This window comes from Shewanella sp. FJAT-52076, assembly GCF_019457455.1.
GTDB classification, from domain to species: Bacteria; Pseudomonadota; Gammaproteobacteria; order Enterobacterales; family Shewanellaceae; genus Shewanella; species Shewanella zhangzhouensis.
This window is the reverse complement of the sequence record NZ_CP080415.1, coordinates 2,254,168-2,269,687: the sequence shown is the minus strand read 5'-3', so window position 1 is coordinate 2,269,687 and position 15,520 is coordinate 2,254,168. Positions and strand designations below refer to the sequence as shown.

The following is a 15,520-nucleotide window of genomic DNA, read 5'->3' as shown; positions in this document are numbered from 1 at the left end:
GCTTGGGGTGTGGAAAAAGGAGCGGCCTGGCCGCTCCTTTCTATTTCGGGTGTTTTCCATAAAAATCGGTACTTGGTCGTCATTGTTGGTATCTATCTTCTGCGCAAAGTCTTTTATCGACAGTGGCGGTGGTGTAAAGGCATTAAAGTCAGCGGGAAGCTTTTACTCCCCCTTTGCTCACGCAGAGGCCTGATCACCATATACGGCACACTCAGGCACCTTGCAGGATGGCTTGATATTCAGTTTGATTTCTTTACATGCACAGCAGGGGCTATGTCACTTAGGGTCTGGAAAGGCTGTTCAGGCGTGATGAGACAACTTCGCCATGTGAGAGCAGCGACTTGACCATCCAACCAGCCAACCCGGAGCACAGATGGTGGTCCATGCCTTCCCAATAAAAAAGCAGCCTATGGCTGCTTTTTTATTGGGAAGGCATGGATTACAGCAGCATCACAGTAAGGGTCTGTCCTGGCTGCAGGGCACTGCTGGAAAGCTTATTCCAGCTCATCAGCTCAGAGATTTTGACCTTAAATTTCTGCGCTATCAGCGACAGAGAGTCGCCGCGTTTGACTTGATAGGTGGTTGAGCGCGTGTTGGCGACGGCTTTGGAGCCTGGCCAGACAGTCAGGAGCTGTCCCTGACGAATAATGGCTTTGCTACCGAGGGCATTCCATTTCTTCAAATCATCCACACTGACGCCGTGGGCCTGGGCGATTTTCCACAGACTATCACCGGATTTTACTTTGTAGCTTTGTTTTGGCGTTGTCGATGCCAGTTGCGCCGTAGCAGTTGTGCGGCCATTGGCAGGCACCACCAATTCTTTGCCGGCAATCAGTTGATTGTTCTTCATCTGATTCACCTGCTTGAGTACCTGAGGTGTGGTACCGAAATGGCGGGCAATCACACTCAGACTGTCACCACGTTTAATCTGGTATCTGGCCCACTGTACCCGCTGTTCTTGCGGGGTCTGCGCCAGCGCCACGACAAAATCAGGCGCTTTGCTCACAGGCACCACCAAACGGTGAGGGCCTTTGGGGGCCGTCGCCCACTGCTTAAATCCGGGATTCAGTGACTTAAGCTCACTGACACTCAACCTCGCCAGCTCTGCTGCCAGGGCAAGCTCTATCTGGCTGCCTACCTCTACGACATCGATTACAGGTTCGTTTTTGATGCTTGGTAAGGAGACGCCGTATTGATCGGCGTGTTTTACCACATCGGCCAGCGCCAACAGATTAGGCACGTAATTGCGGGTTTCCCGAGGCAACTTTAATGCCCAGATATCAGTTGGCTTACCCACTTTTTCATTATGACGTACCGCACTCAATACCCGGCCTTCGCCGCTGTTGTATGCTGCAATCGCATAGTGCCAGTTGTTGCCGGTGCGATCGTACAGGTATTCCAGGAAATCCGCCGCCGCTTTGGTGGACGCGACCACATCGTTGCGGCCGTCATACCACCAGTTCATCTTCAGCCCGAAGTAACGGGCCATGGGCGGTGTTAACTGCCATAAGCCAGAAGCACTGGCATGGGAAATTGCGTCCGCATCAAAAGCGCTTTCAATGGCGGGTAACAGCGCCAGTTCCAGGGGTAAGCCCCGTTGTTCGAGCTCATCGACTATCAGATACAGGAATGGCTCGGCACGGCTGAACACCTGTTCAAGGTGCCTTGGATTGGCCAGCAGTTTCTGACGGAAAGGCGCGACGTAGGCTTCATTGGGCTTATCCCAAAGCATACCTTCCTGCATACGTTGCCACAGATCCCGTACTTCAACGACCTGCTCCTGCGTGTCAGATTCGGTGGGAGAGACAACCTGGGAGATAGGATTGATGTTGGTCTCATCATCGGCCGGAGCGTCCCCATTGGGGATCAACTGACAGCCGGAAAGCAGCAGTAAGCTGCCGGCAAAAAAGTAATTAATGTTTCGCATGAAAACAGGCAAACCCTCGTTATTTTTTATGTTTTATGCCGTTCCCGTGATTATTCGGGCCGCACAATCGCCGGGGAGGCGATGCAGTCATTCCATGTCATAAGCAAAATGGCCGACATAGTAACGCAAAAGTTAAAAATTGTCTTTCCAACGGCGCAAAAGGGCGAGGCAGCTCACTTCATCTGTCACTTTTTGTCCAGCATGTGCTGCGACAGCGGCGTTAACAGTTTCTTTATCTACCCTCAAAAAAGGGTTGATTGCCTTCTCGGTTCCAAGCGTGCTTGGCAGCGAAGGCTTGTTGGCTTCACGGAGGGTGTTCACCTGCTTAAGGTAATCCTTAAGACATTGATTTTGTGGCTCCACCGCCAGCGCAAACTTGAGGTTGGAGAGAGTATATTCGTGGGCGCAATAAACCTCTGTGTTATCGGGAAGAGAGGCTAACTTTGCCAGCGAATCATATAGCTGGCGTGCATCGCCCTCAAACAATCGGCCACATCCCCCGCTGAACAGGGTGTCTCCACAGAAAAGGGCGTTGTCCACCACAAAGGCCAGGTGGTCCAGGGTATGGCCCGGTACCGACAGCACTCTGACAGGACTGGTCAGGCCCGAAATGTTGACAGTGTCGCCATCGCGGCAGGGAACATCACTGTAATCGGAGGTTACAGCGCCATAGACAGTAAAAGATTGCCCATTGGATTTTGCCCAGTCACCAAGTTGGCTTATGCCACCATTATGATCGCCATGGTGATGGGTCAAAAGCACCGCAGTTAAATGCAGGTTCAAGCTTTGGAGGCTGTTTATCACAGGCGTTGCATCACCCGGGTCGACCACAACGGCACCACCATCAGGCAGTACAATCATCCAAATGTAGTTGTCCGCGAACGCGGGAATGGGGCGAATATCCAACATGTTTTGGCTCTTGTGGTGAAAAATGCTGGGCGTGAGTGTGTCACGTCTGCGCAATTAAAGTACAGTGAAAATCCATTAATGGATGAGGTGGACCTGAGTCCCTTATTGGCGAAGGCGTTGGTGCAATGGGCAAAAGAATTAAGGTATGCTATTGCCAAGTTTACGCTTTTTATAGAACGCCAATGACAGATTCGCCGACACCATGGCAGGCCTTGCCAGCGCATCCCCAGTTGCAGGCAGCTGTTGAAAACACCCTCAGTGCCTGGTGGCCAAAGGTGTTCGGCTATCATTTATTGAAATTGGGTGCGTTTTCATCGGCCATCGACAGTCGTGGATGCAGTATCAGTCACCAAATCTCGCTGGACTGTGCCCCGGGCGCGGGTGTGCAGGCGGATTTCCATCAGTTACCTTTTCAAAATGCCTGTATCGATGCCGCACTGATGAGCTTGTTGCTGGAGTTTGAAGAGGACCCTTACCGGATCCTGCGTGAAACAGACCGGGTGCTTATCAGTGGCGGCTATTTGTTTATTGTGGGTTTTAATCCCCTGAGCAGCCTGTTTTTTGGAAAGTTGCTGCCGTCGTTTCGACAGCGAGCGCCCTGGCAGGGACGTTTCTTTTTACCCTCCAGGGTTAGAGATTGGCTCAGCGTTCTTGGCTATCAGGTCATCAGTGATGAGCGTTTCTTCTACCATCCCTTAATTGGTGATCCCAACAGGTTTGGGTTTTGGCAGGATGTCCTGCGAGCCTGGCTTCCCGGTGCCGGCAGCCTTTATTTACTGGTTGCCCGTAAAGTGGATATACCGCTGACCCCAGTTGCCGATAAGTGGAAAGTTGCCCAACCCAAATGGACGACCGCGGCCACAGCGGGGCGTGCAGGTCGGGTTGTCGGAGCAAACGAGCGATGAAAATGACCCTCAGGCAGCTTGAGGTCTTTGAAGCCATTGCCCGGTCGGGGCAGGTGAGTAAAGCCGCCCAGTGGCTTGGGATGACAGGGCCGGCAGCCTCAATGGCGCTTGCAGAGCTTGAAAAGCAGCTGTCAGTAAGACTCTTTGAACGTGTTGGTAACCGGCTGCGGCTGAATGCACAGGGCGCACAGCTGCTGCCATTAGCCACCGAGCTTTTGGCTCAGGCATCCAAGGTTGAAGCCCTGTTTCATGCCAGTGGCGCTGTGCTGGCCGGTGAGCTTAAAGTTGGCGCCAGTACCACCATAGGTAATTTCCTGCTGGCAAAGGCCGCGGTGGCGTTCGGTCAGCAGCATCTGGATGCTCTGGTGGACGTGTCTATTCACAATACGTCCGCGGTTATCGAACAGGTGGCTAACTTTGAAGTGGAGCTTGGCTTTATTGAAGGCCATTGTGTGGATCGCAGACTGGATGTCAGCGCCTGGCATCAAGACCATTTGTGTGTGTTTTGCCATCCGGCCCATCCGCTGGCAGGGCAACAGGTCTCGGTGGATGATGTCAGGCAGCAATACTGGGTGCTCAGAGAAGAGGGCTCAGGTACCCGGGAGCATTTTGTCAATGCAGCCCATGCTCTTGGGCTGCATCCTGAGGCACGGTTTTGTTTTTCAACCGCAGATGCCATCAAACTCGCAGTAAAACAGGGCGCTGGGCTTGGCGTGTTATCTGAGCTGGCCCTTGAGCGGGAGCTTGCCCGCCGTGAGCTCGCCCTGATTGATGTGACTGGTCTGTCCATCACCCGGCCGTTCTTTCTTATCCGCCACAAAAGTCGTCAACCAACGGCGCTTGCCAATGCGTTTGTGCAGTTTTGTCAGAACTTTTTCAATATTCAGGAAAAACCGGCAGGCTAGCTGCGAGGCGCAGCATCGATTCTGGATAATGCCAGTAATTGTCAGGGCTGATAGCCTTTATCGATTTGGGTCGGCTTTGCTTCGGCCGCTTCACGGGCCAGAGCATCGCAGCGTTCGTTTTCGGTGTGGCCCGCATGGCCCTTCACCCAGCGCCAATCCACCTTGTGCTTGGCGGCAGCAGCATCGAGGCGTTGCCACAGATCCACATTCTTGACTGGCGTTTTACTGGCAGTCACCCAGCCCTTCTTTTTCCAGCCATGGATCCATTCGGTAATGCCCTGACGCATATATTGGCTGTCACTGGTGAGAATAACATTGCAGGGCTCTTTAAGGCTTTCCAATGCCACTATGGGGGCCAGCAGCTCCATGCGGTTATTGGTTGTCAGGGCAAAGCCATCAGCGAGTTCTTTGCGGTGCTGCTTATAGATCATGACCACGCCGTATCCACCGGGACCGGGATTGCCCAGACAGGAACCGTCGGTGTAGATTCGGATCAGTTTCAGTTCGCTCATCAAGTTGTTACCATAGTCAGAATTCCCGGCGAGTATAACCGTTTTTTGCCTCCTAAAGGCCAGAATTACCTATGAATATCATTTCAAATGCCGAAAGGCAGATCATTCTCGATACCGAAACCACAGGTATGAATCAGGGCGCCGGTGCGGTGTACCTCGGGCACAGGATCATTGAAATTGGCTGTGTGGAAGTGGTAAACCGTCGCTTAACCGGACGCACCTTCCATCAATATATCAATCCCGGTCAGGCGATTGATGAAGAAGCCATTGCCGTACACGGCATTACCAACGATAGGGTGGCAGCAGAGCCCAGATTTCATGAGATTGTTGGCGGATTTCTGGATTTTATCCGCGGGGCCGAGTTGGTGGCGCATAACGCCTCGTTCGATATGAGCTTTATTAACCACGAGTTTTCGATGTTGGTGCCTCAGGGACCCAAGGTCGAAGACATCTGCACCGTGCTCGACTCCCTTGCCATTGCCAAGTTTTTGCACCCCGGGCAGAAAAATAACCTCGATGCGCTCTGTAAACGATACGGTATAGACAATACCCGCCGCACTTATCACGGCGCTTTGCTCGATGCCGAGATCCTGGCCGATGTCTATCTGGTGATGACAGGCGGCCAGACCAAATTTAATCTGCACGCCGATGAAGGCTCTCAGGAGCAGGGCGGGATCATTCGTCTGGATAGCAATCGCCCAAGCCTTAAAGTTGTTAGAGCCACTGCCGATGAACTGGGTAACCATGAAAAACGGCTTGATTTGGTAGGCAAATCGGGCAAATGCCTCTGGCGGGGATAATCACCTTGTTTAAAGCCTTGCAACTGTTACTGTTGTTTGCGCTGGTCTGTTTGCAGGCCATGCCCGTGCTTGCCGGCGTCGTGCCCAAAGAGCAGGCGCGGGAGCTTAAAAATCGTTTTCGCGTCGACCATATGGTCGAAAGCCTGACGCTGGTGATTCAGCGCGACTACGGCAGTGCACCCGTGGTGGTGGTGTTGCCCGATGGCAGTAAATGGTATGCCTCCAGGCACCCTGAAACGGTTAAATGGACCGATGGGGTGACGGGCGACATCATCTCCATAGAAAATCCCCAGCCCGGTCCCTGGCAGTTGGTGGGCAAGGTGTCCAAGGGCTCAACGCTGTACATGTTAAGTAAACTCTCGGTGGAAATAGATCCCTTGCCGCAGCCCTTGTTTCAGGGAGAGCGCATCAAGATCACCGCCAGACTGATGGGAGATGAACAGCGGCTAAGAATGCCGGGGTTGGATTATTTGGTCGAGTGGGTGGCCCGCTTTATCAGCGATCATCAGCCAGGGGATGAAAACTTTGCCGCCGGTACTGTCACCGTGGGCAGCTATAAAGATGACGGCGAAGGTTTGGATGAAAGACCCGATGACGGCATATTTACCGGCACCATCAACCTGAACCAACCCTGGGGCCATTACAAATTTACCGTTCAGGCCCGAAACAATGTATTCGAACGTGAAGAGGAGATGTCGGTTATTCTCTCCAGGCATCCCATCAGTCTTCAGCTTATTGAACCGGACGACCCGCTCATATCGCCTTATCGAATGAGCGTCAGTATCGATGCTGAAGCATTGCAACTGGCAGAAACCCATCTTGAACTGGAATTGGTTGGCCCGGCAGGACTCCAGTTGCCAATCACCTTTTCCGGACTGACAGAAGGGCAGAATGAATTTGTGCTCCCGGAAGTCCATGAGTTCGGTAGTTACCGCATCAAAGGGGAAGCCTTCTCGACCACCGTGAGCGGCCGCGAAATTGTCCTGAGTTTGCCGGAAAAATTTTTCAATCTTATCGAACCACCGGCACCACCGCCCAGCCCGGAGGAGATAGCAGCCCGTGAGGCGGCAATTGCCGCGGACGAAGAAGCCAAGGCCAAAGAAAGCGCCATGATGGTCCTTATTGGCGTTAACCTGGTGTTGCTGCTGCTTGGCATAGTCGCAATTATCTTCTGGCGTAAGCGTCAGGCCTTGAAAAAGGCCCTTGAGGCGGCTGCACTGGATGCCGCCAATCAGGACAGGTCATCGAAATCCATGAAAGAAACCCTGGATGATATCGACCTGACGTTGCCCGAAGACTAGCAGAGTGCGCCGTACCTCTAGGTCTGTTCAAAAATCAACCTAACGGTCTGTTATTAAATACAAAGCCATTGACCCAAATAAAATGTTGCGGGTATGATGCGGGCATCAATTGGGGAGCGGTAGTTCAGTTGGTTAGAATACCGGCCTGTCACGCCGGGGGTCGCGGGTTCGAGTCCCGTCCGCTCCGCCAATATTCATCAAGCCCAAGCTTATAAACAGCTTGGGCTTTTTGATTTTTACGCTTTCTACTTCCTCATATCGCGGTTTGTGACCGTGACCAATCCGTGACCATTCGGTGACCCGAACCCAGTTTTGGCCGAGTGTCATTTCCTAACTGCTGCTTCCTTCAATATCAGCGACTTTCTTATATTCGCGCTCAGTTGATTTGCCTTCCTTTACTTTGTGAACAAGACATTTTGAGCGGCTTATCATCAAACTGAATTATTGCGTCACAAGTTGACGCATATGGCTGTATCCTCAGTCTGTAACAAGAACAAGGAGCAGGCTATGTGCGGTTTATGTTTGGAGCAGGGGGTTGTTTTTAGCTTCGTTACCGAGGGTTTCGATGCTATCGAGAAGGCAGACCCAGGGTTTCCGCATTACTGGTACGAGTTTTGTGATGACTGGGATGTAATTGTTGAACGATTCAAGAAGCAACCTGACTCTGCTCTGGACAATCGGGTGTTGTGGGCCAGGCTGTTTGTTACTTCTTTTGACGCGTCGCTGAGTGCGGGACAGCTTGCACTATGGCGGCATCTGTCTGAGGAACTGGCAACATCATTACCTGAATACCCCACATTGTCGTTTCATCTTAATGAGGCAAGTCAATTCCCCCAGGGAATAGCGGCCTACATCAGTCAGGATTTGCCGGATAGCCTAGAATTGTTTGCCGAAGCCAATGCACTGCTTGAGCGGCATCTTTTGCGTGCCAATGCCTGTGTCACCATGCTTAATCGCCGTGAATCAAACAGCGTCTGGGATCTTATTTGCAAAGAATATGACAAAAACCGCGATGTATTTCTTGATGCTTGCTGGGATGAATTTCGTCACCGTTTGTTTGCCTGCTCTTTGCTGCTTACCTGGGCGCCAGAGAGCAGCACTCTCAAACGTTTTGTCGTCGCTTCGCCTCACTATGCGGTGGATTTTCTCGCATTGGAATACCGGCTGCAGCGATGGCTGTTGCAGCTCTGCTATCGGGTAAAAGGCGTGGCCTTTTTAGCTGAAAATGCGGCATTGCTGTTGCCGGAGCACCTTCTTTATTTACTGCACACTGCCCAAGCCGATGTCAGTGAAATCAGCGCTGTCAGTCAGGCCTATTTCTCAGCGTTAGAAGGTCAAACGGCTTTGCATCCTCCGCACTATGGCGAGAAGGCTGTCAGGGAGGCATTTGAGACGCTTTCACATCAGGCCTTGAGCTGGTGATCCCGATACAGACCCACACTCAGCTTCGCACATTGGCCGGCCCAAACCTTTAGAAGGAAGAGAAAATGCTGTCAAACACCTCATCAATTTATGCCAGCGCTCTGCTGGACTACTTATTGTCAAAGCACACAGTCGAACGGCGTGCCTATGCCTATCGCAACCATGAAAACCTGTGGGTACAGGAGTGCGTCGACTGGGCTGAACTCGCCGACTGGCTTAGGGATGAAGACTACAATCCCTGGGTGGATCTTTGGGATGCCACCGCGCTTGGCAGGATCGTATTTGAATGCTGGGACAATCCGCTTGCTCATGGGGCTGGCAATGTCGCATGGCTTTGCAACCATCGCAGCGGCGGTGCTTGTATTCCTAAAGACTCGCCATTTTACCCACTTTGGACACGTTTTATCGAAGGAAAACAAAGTCTCCTGAGTTGGCTCTCTGAGGATGCAGGAAGTGGCTTTCAACCTGCTGAGTTGCTGTTTCATGCGGAAGCGCTACTCGATAAGCACTGGCGGCGCCAGGAAAAACGTCTGGGCCGTTACCGGGGTGATGAGCGTCTGTCTGCCGATGTCCCTTGGTTTGCCAGTAACAAGCTTAAGGCAGCGCATAAGTTGCCCAAGAAGGCATCAGGTTCACAGCAGCAGAACAAGGCGTTTGCCAGAGACTTCTTGCCGCTGATGTTGGCGGCGAGGCTGGTGATGCACTTCTACCCCCAAAGCCCTTTACTCAAGGCATTGGCTTTGCAAAGCCACTATTCCCCCAAAACCAATGAAGAGTACGAGCTGTATTTCAGGCGTTTGCTGCTTAAGCATCAGGTGTCTCTAAAAGGCTCGGCCTTTATCAGGCATAACCTTGTGGCTTTCAGTGCTGAGGAGTTTTTATATCTGTGTGATTTTGCAGCGCTTAATGATAGTAAGCTGCAACAGCTTGCGATCTTGTTTGACGCGCTGCACGATGAAGATGGGCATTGGGATGAATATCTTGATAAATCACAATATCTTGAGTACTTTCGGCGCTTGTTTCCAACGGCATTTCAGCACAAGGATGAGAGACGTTATGTCATCAAATAAGGCCGGCGATACGGCGCTCAGATTGCTGTCCCTTTGGCAATTGTTACCTGAAAAGGGCAATGGCGATGATGTTGCCGGCCTGATTGCCAAGCTCAGTGCCGTGGGTTTTGAGGTGAAAACACGTACAGTGCAGCGGGATCTGAACGCGTTGGCGCAGCGCAATTTGGCACTCTCAATTGAAAATGGTCGTAAGCTTTTTTGGTATCGCCGTGAGCCTCCAAAGCCAATGACACAGGCGGAAGCTCTGACTCTGATACTGTTTGAGCCCATGCTTGCTGTTATGCCCAATAAGATGAAGCAGGGGCTTTTGGATAAATCCGCCGACGCGAGGGCACTCCTGGCTAAGGCAAAAGTCCCGTACAGCAATAAAATTGCCTGTTACATGGGGGACAACGTATATCAGTCACCGGAAGTTGACGATTCGCTGCTCTCGGTCATTCAGGAAGCACTGCTCGCTGACCACTGTATTGAAGCCAGCTATCAGGCAACGCAAAAGGCAGGAGCCCAAACTTACCTGCTTGCCCCTTTGGCGCTGGTGCTGCGTGGCCGGGTGCTTTATCTTGTGGCAAGTGAAGTAAACCAAGAGCGCAGCGAACCAAATAGGGCTTTAAGCAGTGAAAGCCCCCACGCTCCCAGCACGCCAAAACTCTTTGCGATACACAGATTCAAACAGGTTGAGCGCAGTTTTGAGCGTTTCCAGCGCCATGGCTCTTTTTCGCTAAGTGAATATTTGGATTCCGGCGCCATGCAGTTTTCTGATGGTGGCCGTATTCGCCTCGAAGCCAATATTCAACCGCAGTTGCAATTCTATCTCAACGAAACGCCGCTCAGTGACGATCAAACCCTCACGCCCCTTGATGATGGGCGCTGGCTTCTCACTGCCACCGTATTTGATGGTTGGCAGCTTAAATGGTGGCTTAAGGGGCAGGGGGCCAATATTGAAGTCATATCCCCCGAGCCTTTGAGAGAGCTTATGATTGCCTCTCTTGAGAAGGCGCTGATGGCCTACAAAAAAAGCCCGTCTTAAAAATGTTTGATGGCGGCATTGTTGCGACACAAGTTGACGCAATGCTTTGCACAATAACAGGGTGAGATCACTTATCGTCCTGGCAAATTGTGCGGAGCACTTTATGACTCAACCAACTCTATTGGATAACGAGCCGGTTTTTTTACTCGCTGATAATCTCGCCCCAGCTATGTATACACCTCGGGTTCTGGTAATTGGCGTGGGCGATCTTGGTTGTTACATAGGCGCAAGTCTGGTTAAGCAACATCATACCGGAGTGGATGGACTTCTGGTCAGTCGTAAGCCAAGCCTTCTGAGTACCATCGACTATGCCAACACCCTTTTAGTGAACCCTGACGGGCTGCAGAATAATGGTGAAGCGACATTTGATGAACATGGACTCAATGATGCAAAAGAACTTATCAAAGAATCGGACTTGGTGTTGTTGGTTGGCGCCCTTGGCGGCAGTTCAGGTACCCCGCTGATTACACTCGCCCAATGTTGTCATACTATGGGTGTGCCTGTAATCGGTACTGTTGTGCTGCCTTTTACGTTTGAAGGAAAACCCAAAAAGGCCAAGGCAGATCACGCGATGACATCGCTTGACGAGCTTTGTAATGGCTTGATAGTGCTGCCCAATGACAAGCTTAAATCGGCGCTTTCACCCAATACCTCGGCGTTTGATGGGCTCAATGCAGGTAACCGTTTTATCGGTGAGCTTTTGAGTGAACTCTTGCAGGTACTGGGGCAAACGGGGCTGATTAACTTAGATTTTAATGACTTCCTTACTTTTATCCACGATGCCAATATGCTTGCCCCTATGAGAACTAGTATCACTGGTGACTCAGTGGACTGCCTCAGCCTGTTTCAGTCGTCGCTGATTGCCGGGATAAATACCCAAATGGTTACGGGTGTCTTGATTCACTTTTCAGTACCTGAAGACTTTTCACTGGGATTAATGCACGAATTTTTGAATGCACTGCACCACGCTTTCCCTAAACTTCAGCAGGTGCTGAGCGGCGTGACTGTCACGAAGACGGATGCCATAAGCGTTCTACTGATAGCTTCGTCCGCTCAGCCAGCGTCTTACTGAGCACCACAGTATCTTGATACCCATTTCATTGAGGAATGAATCATGAAGCATCATGTCAAGGTTACCGACACGGCATTAACCCAAATGCTCCTTAACGGCTTCGAAGCCTTTGTTGTTCGCCACAGTAACAATAAGCGCCGTGGTGTGGAATTTTCGGCATCGCTCTATGGCAGTAAGACCAGAGCCGACAATTCGGTACATTATGACGTTGCCTTCATTTCGGCCGATACCTCTTCGTTGATGAGAGGTGGCTCTGTGCTAACAAATCCTGAAGCTGTATTTCTTAAACAGCAACTGTCGTCTGCTATGGGCAATGAGCAACTTGGTGAGATGCATTCTCACCCATACTTGCTGAACGAGATGTCACTTAATGATGTACGAACAAGTGGAATACATTTCAGCCGAGCGGATTTGAATTGCTTTACCGAAAAACTTGACAGTATTCGCAGTGACCATGAGCTTAGCAGTAACACGAAAATCACTATCCTTGAGCTTGTACTGACCATTTGTCAGCTTGAGCGGATGAACTCAAAAGCTGACGGTCGGCTAGATGATAATTTGATCGAGTTCTCCATTGGTAACTGTAAGTGCTTTCTTATGGCGCAGGTATTCAGTTCGGTCGAAGAGGGGGATCTGCAACCAGAGCCGACCTACTTAGCCTGTGAGCACCTCAGCAGCTACAAACATCTTGAAGTCGATTTTGGGCGGTTTGTCATAAAAGAGGGCAAAAAGCGTATTGTTTTTTATAAACCAAAATGTATATTAAATTCGATTTTTAATGCGCTACCACTCAATGGTATTTTTATTTAAAGGATTTTACATGAGAGCTACTAAAGGAAATATTATAAGGGTTATCCGTGATGCAGTTCTTGATGCTCATGATTTTTCTTTACATAATACAGGTTGCGCCTTGAATAAATCGCCAGAGTATTTGATGGCCGTGTGGGTTGGAAAGGCCGTTTGTGATATTTTTCCTACATGTGCAGTGAATTTTGAATACTCAGTGCAGGCTATGATGGTTGATTTAGGTATTGCGATCGATGATGATGAATTTATAGAGCATCGTATTAATGGTAGATTTGACCTAGTCATCAAAAGTAGAAAAACAAATCTACCGTTACATATTGTAGAGTTTAAAAGGGGAAAGAAATTTTCAACAGCATTTGAGGATGTAAAACGTCTTGCGTTAATTTCCGACAGAGTCGAGCAGGGTAATAAAGTCGAGTCTAATTTTTTTGTTTATGTTACAAAGTATAAAATTGAGAGTCTAGTAGACTCGCTCAAAGAATCCTTAGCTAATGAATATGATAAAAAGTCGTACGCTAATAAAATAGGTGTCTCTTTGGTTTCTAGTGAAACTGTTTCAATTCATGAGGATGAAAGTCTTAACTTTGCAATAGTTGAGGTTAAGTTTTAATCATCTTTAGTCTTTGAATTTTGAATATTTTAATATAATCTCTATCTAAACGTTCATACCCGTCATGTCCGTGATTTCTGTATTTTAAAGCGGCTAGAATAAGATGGTTGCAGCGCTAATTTTGGCGTTGAGTAATAAACACCCTTTACGAGTACAGCTGTTATTCGCAATATCAGCTTCTTAAATTGTTATGCAGAATGCCCGGTGGTTATCTGGAATATTGGCAGCGATGCATATGAATTAATACGTGACATTAAAAAGAGCGCCCTGAGGCGCTCTTTTAACACTGGTATCCGGTTAGTTGAATGTCACGCTGGAAATGTCCGAGCAGTTTGCGGTGCCATCTTCACAGATTTGGTAAGTGTAGATACCGTAAGGGTTATTGAGTGTATCGACGAAGGTGCCGTCGTTGGCGGTGGCGGTAATCACCACGCCATTACGAAACACATTGACCTTGCGGGTTGAGGCGCCCGACCAATTCAGTTCTACCTGTTCGCCGCGTTTGCCCGAGTACGTAGCCGTTGTTAATTGAATGTCTACTATGGGTTTGGCACTGCAGCTGTTGCTGAGCAGGTATTGATGGGCGTCAGCCACTTTGACGATGCCATAGCCAAAATAGTCATCTCTTCCAGAAGCGCCTGCGTCAGATGCCGTTGCTTTCAGCGCTTGCCGAATATCCGTGCCATTACATTCAGGATGATTTGACCAAAGTAGTGCGGCCAAGCCACTCACCGCAGGGGTTGCCATCGACGTGCCACTCATATAGCCATAATCTGAACCACTTATCTCAACGGCGAGGGTGGCTGCTGAGTGAAGGGCATCCCTATCCTCAAGGGCGGCACCAACGGCCGGGATACTGGATGTGGTTTCTGCTCCGAGGGTGCCGTAAAGCATCCCATCAACGTTGTTAACAATCACGGCAGCAATACCACCGGATGCTTCGCAGTTCATGACTTTGTCATTAAAGGAAATTTCACCACGGTCGATTAAACAGATTTTGTCCCTGGCCTGGGGGTCTATTGCTGCGCCAAGGCCCATGTAATAGCTGCTTCCAGTGACATTGCCTTGCGCTGCGTAGCTCATGCCACTGGAACCGAGCACTTGTCCATCGGCAGTGAGTACCGATGCCGATACCATATCGGCAGGGTAGGTGGAGAGGGTATTTACGCCGCCGGCGGTGACTTCCACGCAGGTTGTATCGATAATCTGCTGGTTATTCTTATTACCCTTGCCTGAGTAGATGATGGTACAGGCTGGGAACTGCGAAAAGTCAGCGATTTCATCGTTGGCATCGTTGGCGCCAATCATCATGACTGACTCATAACCTGCGGGATAGGTTCTGACGTTGTTACCATCGTTACCTGCCGCAGCGATGACCAAACCACCGTTTCTGGTGAATGCTTTAAAGGCGCTCTCTTCTGTGCTGTTGGGGCGTCCACCACCAAGGCTCATACTGATGATGTTTGCCCCGGCAGCGGCACACTTCTCGGTGGCAACTGCAAGATCCGACGAATAGCCCCAACCACTTGCGTTAAATACCTTGATGATGTGCATGTCTACACCGGGCGCCATGCCTACCACGCCAAAGCCGTTGTCAGCAGCACCTATGGTTCCGGCTACGTGGGTGCCGTGGGGGCCGCCATGTTGATCCCAATTGCCCGTACCCGGGTCATTGTCACCGGTGATGTTTTGCCACAGAAAATCGTCGTTGGAGCGGTCAAGACCAGAATCGATTACGCACACCTTTACTCCGGAGTTTGCCTGCAAAGACAATTGATTCGCCTGAGATTGATAGACGGCATAAGGGGTGATCTGCGTAGTGCGCGGATCGCCAACATCATCGCTGAACCCCATCAGTTCCCGTTTGGCATCTTCTTCGATGAGTTGAATATGTGGGTTATTCAACAGCCCTTTTACGGTCGCAAGATCTTTGCCGCTGAAGGTGGCTGAGAAAAAGCGATTGCCTTCGGCGTGGATTTCACCGCCGAGTTTTTTGGCGAGGGCTTTTACCACGCCTTTATGCTCGGCATCTACCTGGATCACGTATCTGTCATCGGCGGCATTGGCGGTCATGGCCATACCAATACCCAGCGCTAATAAGGTTTTATTCACTGTTTTCATCTTTGTTCCTGAAAGTCTTTGGTAAATTGCAGGCCATTTGAACAGCGCATTTGAAGTCAATTCCATTGGCCGTTGCTGTGACACTGCGATTGCCTGAAATGTTTGGCCATGCTCGGCGCCAACTGACAACGC

General features: G+C 50.4%; 14 protein-coding genes and 1 tRNA gene. 11 read left to right on the top strand and 4 right to left on the bottom strand.

What is annotated here, in order from left to right; genetic code table 11:
- Positions 1 to 439: 439 nt before the first annotated feature.
- Both K0H79_RS09775 and gloB read right to left on the bottom strand, forming a co-directional pair.
- Positions 440 to 1,927 (bottom strand): LysM peptidoglycan-binding domain-containing protein, encoded by a 1,488-nt coding sequence (locus tag K0H79_RS09775; RefSeq protein WP_220075658.1) that lies wholly within the window; start codon positions 1,925 to 1,927, stop codon positions 440 to 442.
- 132 nt (positions 1,928 to 2,059) lie between these two features.
- Entirely contained in the window at positions 2,060 to 2,836 is a 777-nt protein-coding gene (gloB, locus tag K0H79_RS09770; RefSeq protein WP_220075657.1) for a hydroxyacylglutathione hydrolase, read from the bottom strand.
- Positions 2,837 to 3,018: 182 nt separating this feature from the next.
- Here gloB and K0H79_RS09765 point away from each other — a divergent pair, with 182 nt between their 5' ends.
- Both K0H79_RS09765 and K0H79_RS09760 read left to right on the top strand, forming a co-directional pair.
- Positions 3,019 to 3,741, top strand: coding sequence for a class I SAM-dependent methyltransferase (locus tag K0H79_RS09765; protein ID WP_220075656.1), 723 nt, complete (start codon positions 3,019 to 3,021; stop codon positions 3,739 to 3,741).
- Positions 3,738 to 4,646: a LysR substrate-binding domain-containing protein gene (locus tag K0H79_RS09760; protein ID WP_220075655.1), complete on the top strand. Its 909-nt coding sequence runs from the start codon at positions 3,738 to 3,740 to the stop codon at positions 4,644 to 4,646. Before K0H79_RS09765 ends, K0H79_RS09760 begins: the two co-directional genes overlap by 4 nt.
- A 41-nt stretch (positions 4,647 to 4,687) precedes the next feature.
- Here the strand turns inward: K0H79_RS09760 and rnhA are convergent, their stop codons facing one another.
- Positions 4,688 to 5,158, bottom strand: a complete 471-nt coding sequence (rnhA, locus tag K0H79_RS09755; RefSeq protein WP_220075654.1) for a ribonuclease HI — start codon at positions 5,156 to 5,158, stop codon at positions 4,688 to 4,690.
- A gap of 71 nt (positions 5,159 to 5,229) precedes the next feature.
- Here rnhA and dnaQ point away from each other — a divergent pair, with 71 nt between their 5' ends.
- The 9 genes from dnaQ to K0H79_RS09710 all read left to right on the top strand — a co-directional run bounded on the left by dnaQ (position 5,230) and on the right by K0H79_RS09710 (position 13,267).
- Positions 5,230 to 5,958: a DNA polymerase III subunit epsilon gene (gene dnaQ / locus K0H79_RS09750; RefSeq protein ID WP_220075653.1), complete on the top strand. Its 729-nt coding sequence runs from the start codon at positions 5,230 to 5,232 to the stop codon at positions 5,956 to 5,958.
- A 59-nt stretch (positions 5,959 to 6,017) separates the two neighbouring features.
- Positions 6,018 to 7,259, top strand: coding sequence for a TIGR03503 family protein (locus tag K0H79_RS09745; protein WP_258405536.1), 1,242 nt, complete (start codon positions 6,018 to 6,020; stop codon positions 7,257 to 7,259).
- 113 nt (positions 7,260 to 7,372) lie between these two features.
- Positions 7,373 to 7,449 (top strand) — tRNA-Asp (locus K0H79_RS09740).
- 254 nt (positions 7,450 to 7,703) lie between these two features.
- Positions 7,704 to 8,681, top strand: a complete 978-nt coding sequence (locus K0H79_RS09735) for a hypothetical protein (RefSeq protein WP_220075651.1) — start codon at positions 7,704 to 7,706, stop codon at positions 8,679 to 8,681.
- Between the two features lie 65 nt (positions 8,682 to 8,746).
- The gene (locus tag K0H79_RS09730; protein ID WP_220075650.1) at positions 8,747 to 9,751 is read left to right on the top strand and encodes a hypothetical protein; all 1,005 of its coding nucleotides are present in this window, start codon (positions 8,747 to 8,749) and stop codon (positions 9,749 to 9,751) included.
- The gene (locus K0H79_RS09725) at positions 9,738 to 10,778 is read left to right on the top strand and encodes a YafY family protein (RefSeq protein ID WP_220075649.1); all 1,041 of its coding nucleotides are present in this window, start codon (positions 9,738 to 9,740) and stop codon (positions 10,776 to 10,778) included. The genes K0H79_RS09730 and K0H79_RS09725 overlap by 14 nt, the downstream gene beginning before the upstream one ends.
- 103 nt (positions 10,779 to 10,881) lie before the next feature.
- The gene (locus K0H79_RS09720; RefSeq protein WP_220075648.1) at positions 10,882 to 11,850 is read left to right on the top strand and encodes a hypothetical protein; all 969 of its coding nucleotides are present in this window, start codon (positions 10,882 to 10,884) and stop codon (positions 11,848 to 11,850) included.
- Between the two features lie 42 nt (positions 11,851 to 11,892).
- Positions 11,893 to 12,660: a hypothetical protein gene (locus tag K0H79_RS09715; protein ID WP_220075647.1), complete on the top strand. Its 768-nt coding sequence runs from the start codon at positions 11,893 to 11,895 to the stop codon at positions 12,658 to 12,660.
- Positions 12,661 to 12,670: 10 nt separating this feature from the next.
- On the top strand, positions 12,671 to 13,267 hold the full coding sequence (locus K0H79_RS09710) for a hypothetical protein (RefSeq protein ID WP_220075646.1): 597 nt from the start codon (positions 12,671 to 12,673) through the stop codon (positions 13,265 to 13,267).
- A gap of 297 nt (positions 13,268 to 13,564) precedes the next feature.
- Here the strand turns inward: K0H79_RS09710 and K0H79_RS09705 are convergent, their stop codons facing one another.
- Entirely contained in the window at positions 13,565 to 15,388 is a 1,824-nt protein-coding gene (locus K0H79_RS09705) for a S8 family serine peptidase (protein ID WP_220075645.1), read from the bottom strand.
- Between the last annotated feature and the right edge of the window lie 132 nt (positions 15,389 to 15,520).

What these genes read in the sequence shown, in the direction of transcription:
- K0H79_RS09730 (WP_220075650.1), top strand. Translation starts at nt 8,747, where the DNA reads ATGCTGTCAAACACCTCATCAATTTATGCCAGCGCTCTGCTGGACTAC.
- K0H79_RS09720 (WP_220075648.1), top strand. Translation starts at nt 10,882, where the DNA reads ATGACTCAACCAACTCTATTGGATAACGAGCCGGTTTTTTTACTCGCT.
- K0H79_RS09715 (WP_220075647.1), top strand. Translation starts at nt 11,893, where the DNA reads ATGAAGCATCATGTCAAGGTTACCGACACGGCATTAACCCAAATGCTC.
- K0H79_RS09725 (WP_220075649.1), top strand. Translation starts at nt 9,738, where the DNA reads ATGTCATCAAATAAGGCCGGCGATACGGCGCTCAGATTGCTGTCCCTT.
- K0H79_RS09705 (WP_220075645.1), bottom strand. Translation starts at nt 15,388, where the DNA reads ATGAAAACAGTGAATAAAACCTTATTAGCGCTGGGTATTGGTATGGCC.
- K0H79_RS09760 (WP_220075655.1), top strand. Translation starts at nt 3,738, where the DNA reads ATGAAAATGACCCTCAGGCAGCTTGAGGTCTTTGAAGCCATTGCCCGG.
- gloB (WP_220075657.1), bottom strand. Translation starts at nt 2,836, where the DNA reads ATGTTGGATATTCGCCCCATTCCCGCGTTCGCGGACAACTACATTTGG.
- K0H79_RS09765 (WP_220075656.1), top strand. Translation starts at nt 3,019, where the DNA reads ATGACAGATTCGCCGACACCATGGCAGGCCTTGCCAGCGCATCCCCAG.
- K0H79_RS09775 (WP_220075658.1), bottom strand. Translation starts at nt 1,927, where the DNA reads ATGCGAAACATTAATTACTTTTTTGCCGGCAGCTTACTGCTGCTTTCC.
- K0H79_RS09745 (WP_258405536.1), top strand. Translation starts at nt 6,018, where the DNA reads ATGCCCGTGCTTGCCGGCGTCGTGCCCAAAGAGCAGGCGCGGGAGCTT.
- K0H79_RS09710 (WP_220075646.1), top strand. Translation starts at nt 12,671, where the DNA reads ATGAGAGCTACTAAAGGAAATATTATAAGGGTTATCCGTGATGCAGTT.
- rnhA (WP_220075654.1), bottom strand. Translation starts at nt 5,158, where the DNA reads ATGAGCGAACTGAAACTGATCCGAATCTACACCGACGGTTCCTGTCTG.
- dnaQ (WP_220075653.1), top strand. Translation starts at nt 5,230, where the DNA reads ATGAATATCATTTCAAATGCCGAAAGGCAGATCATTCTCGATACCGAA.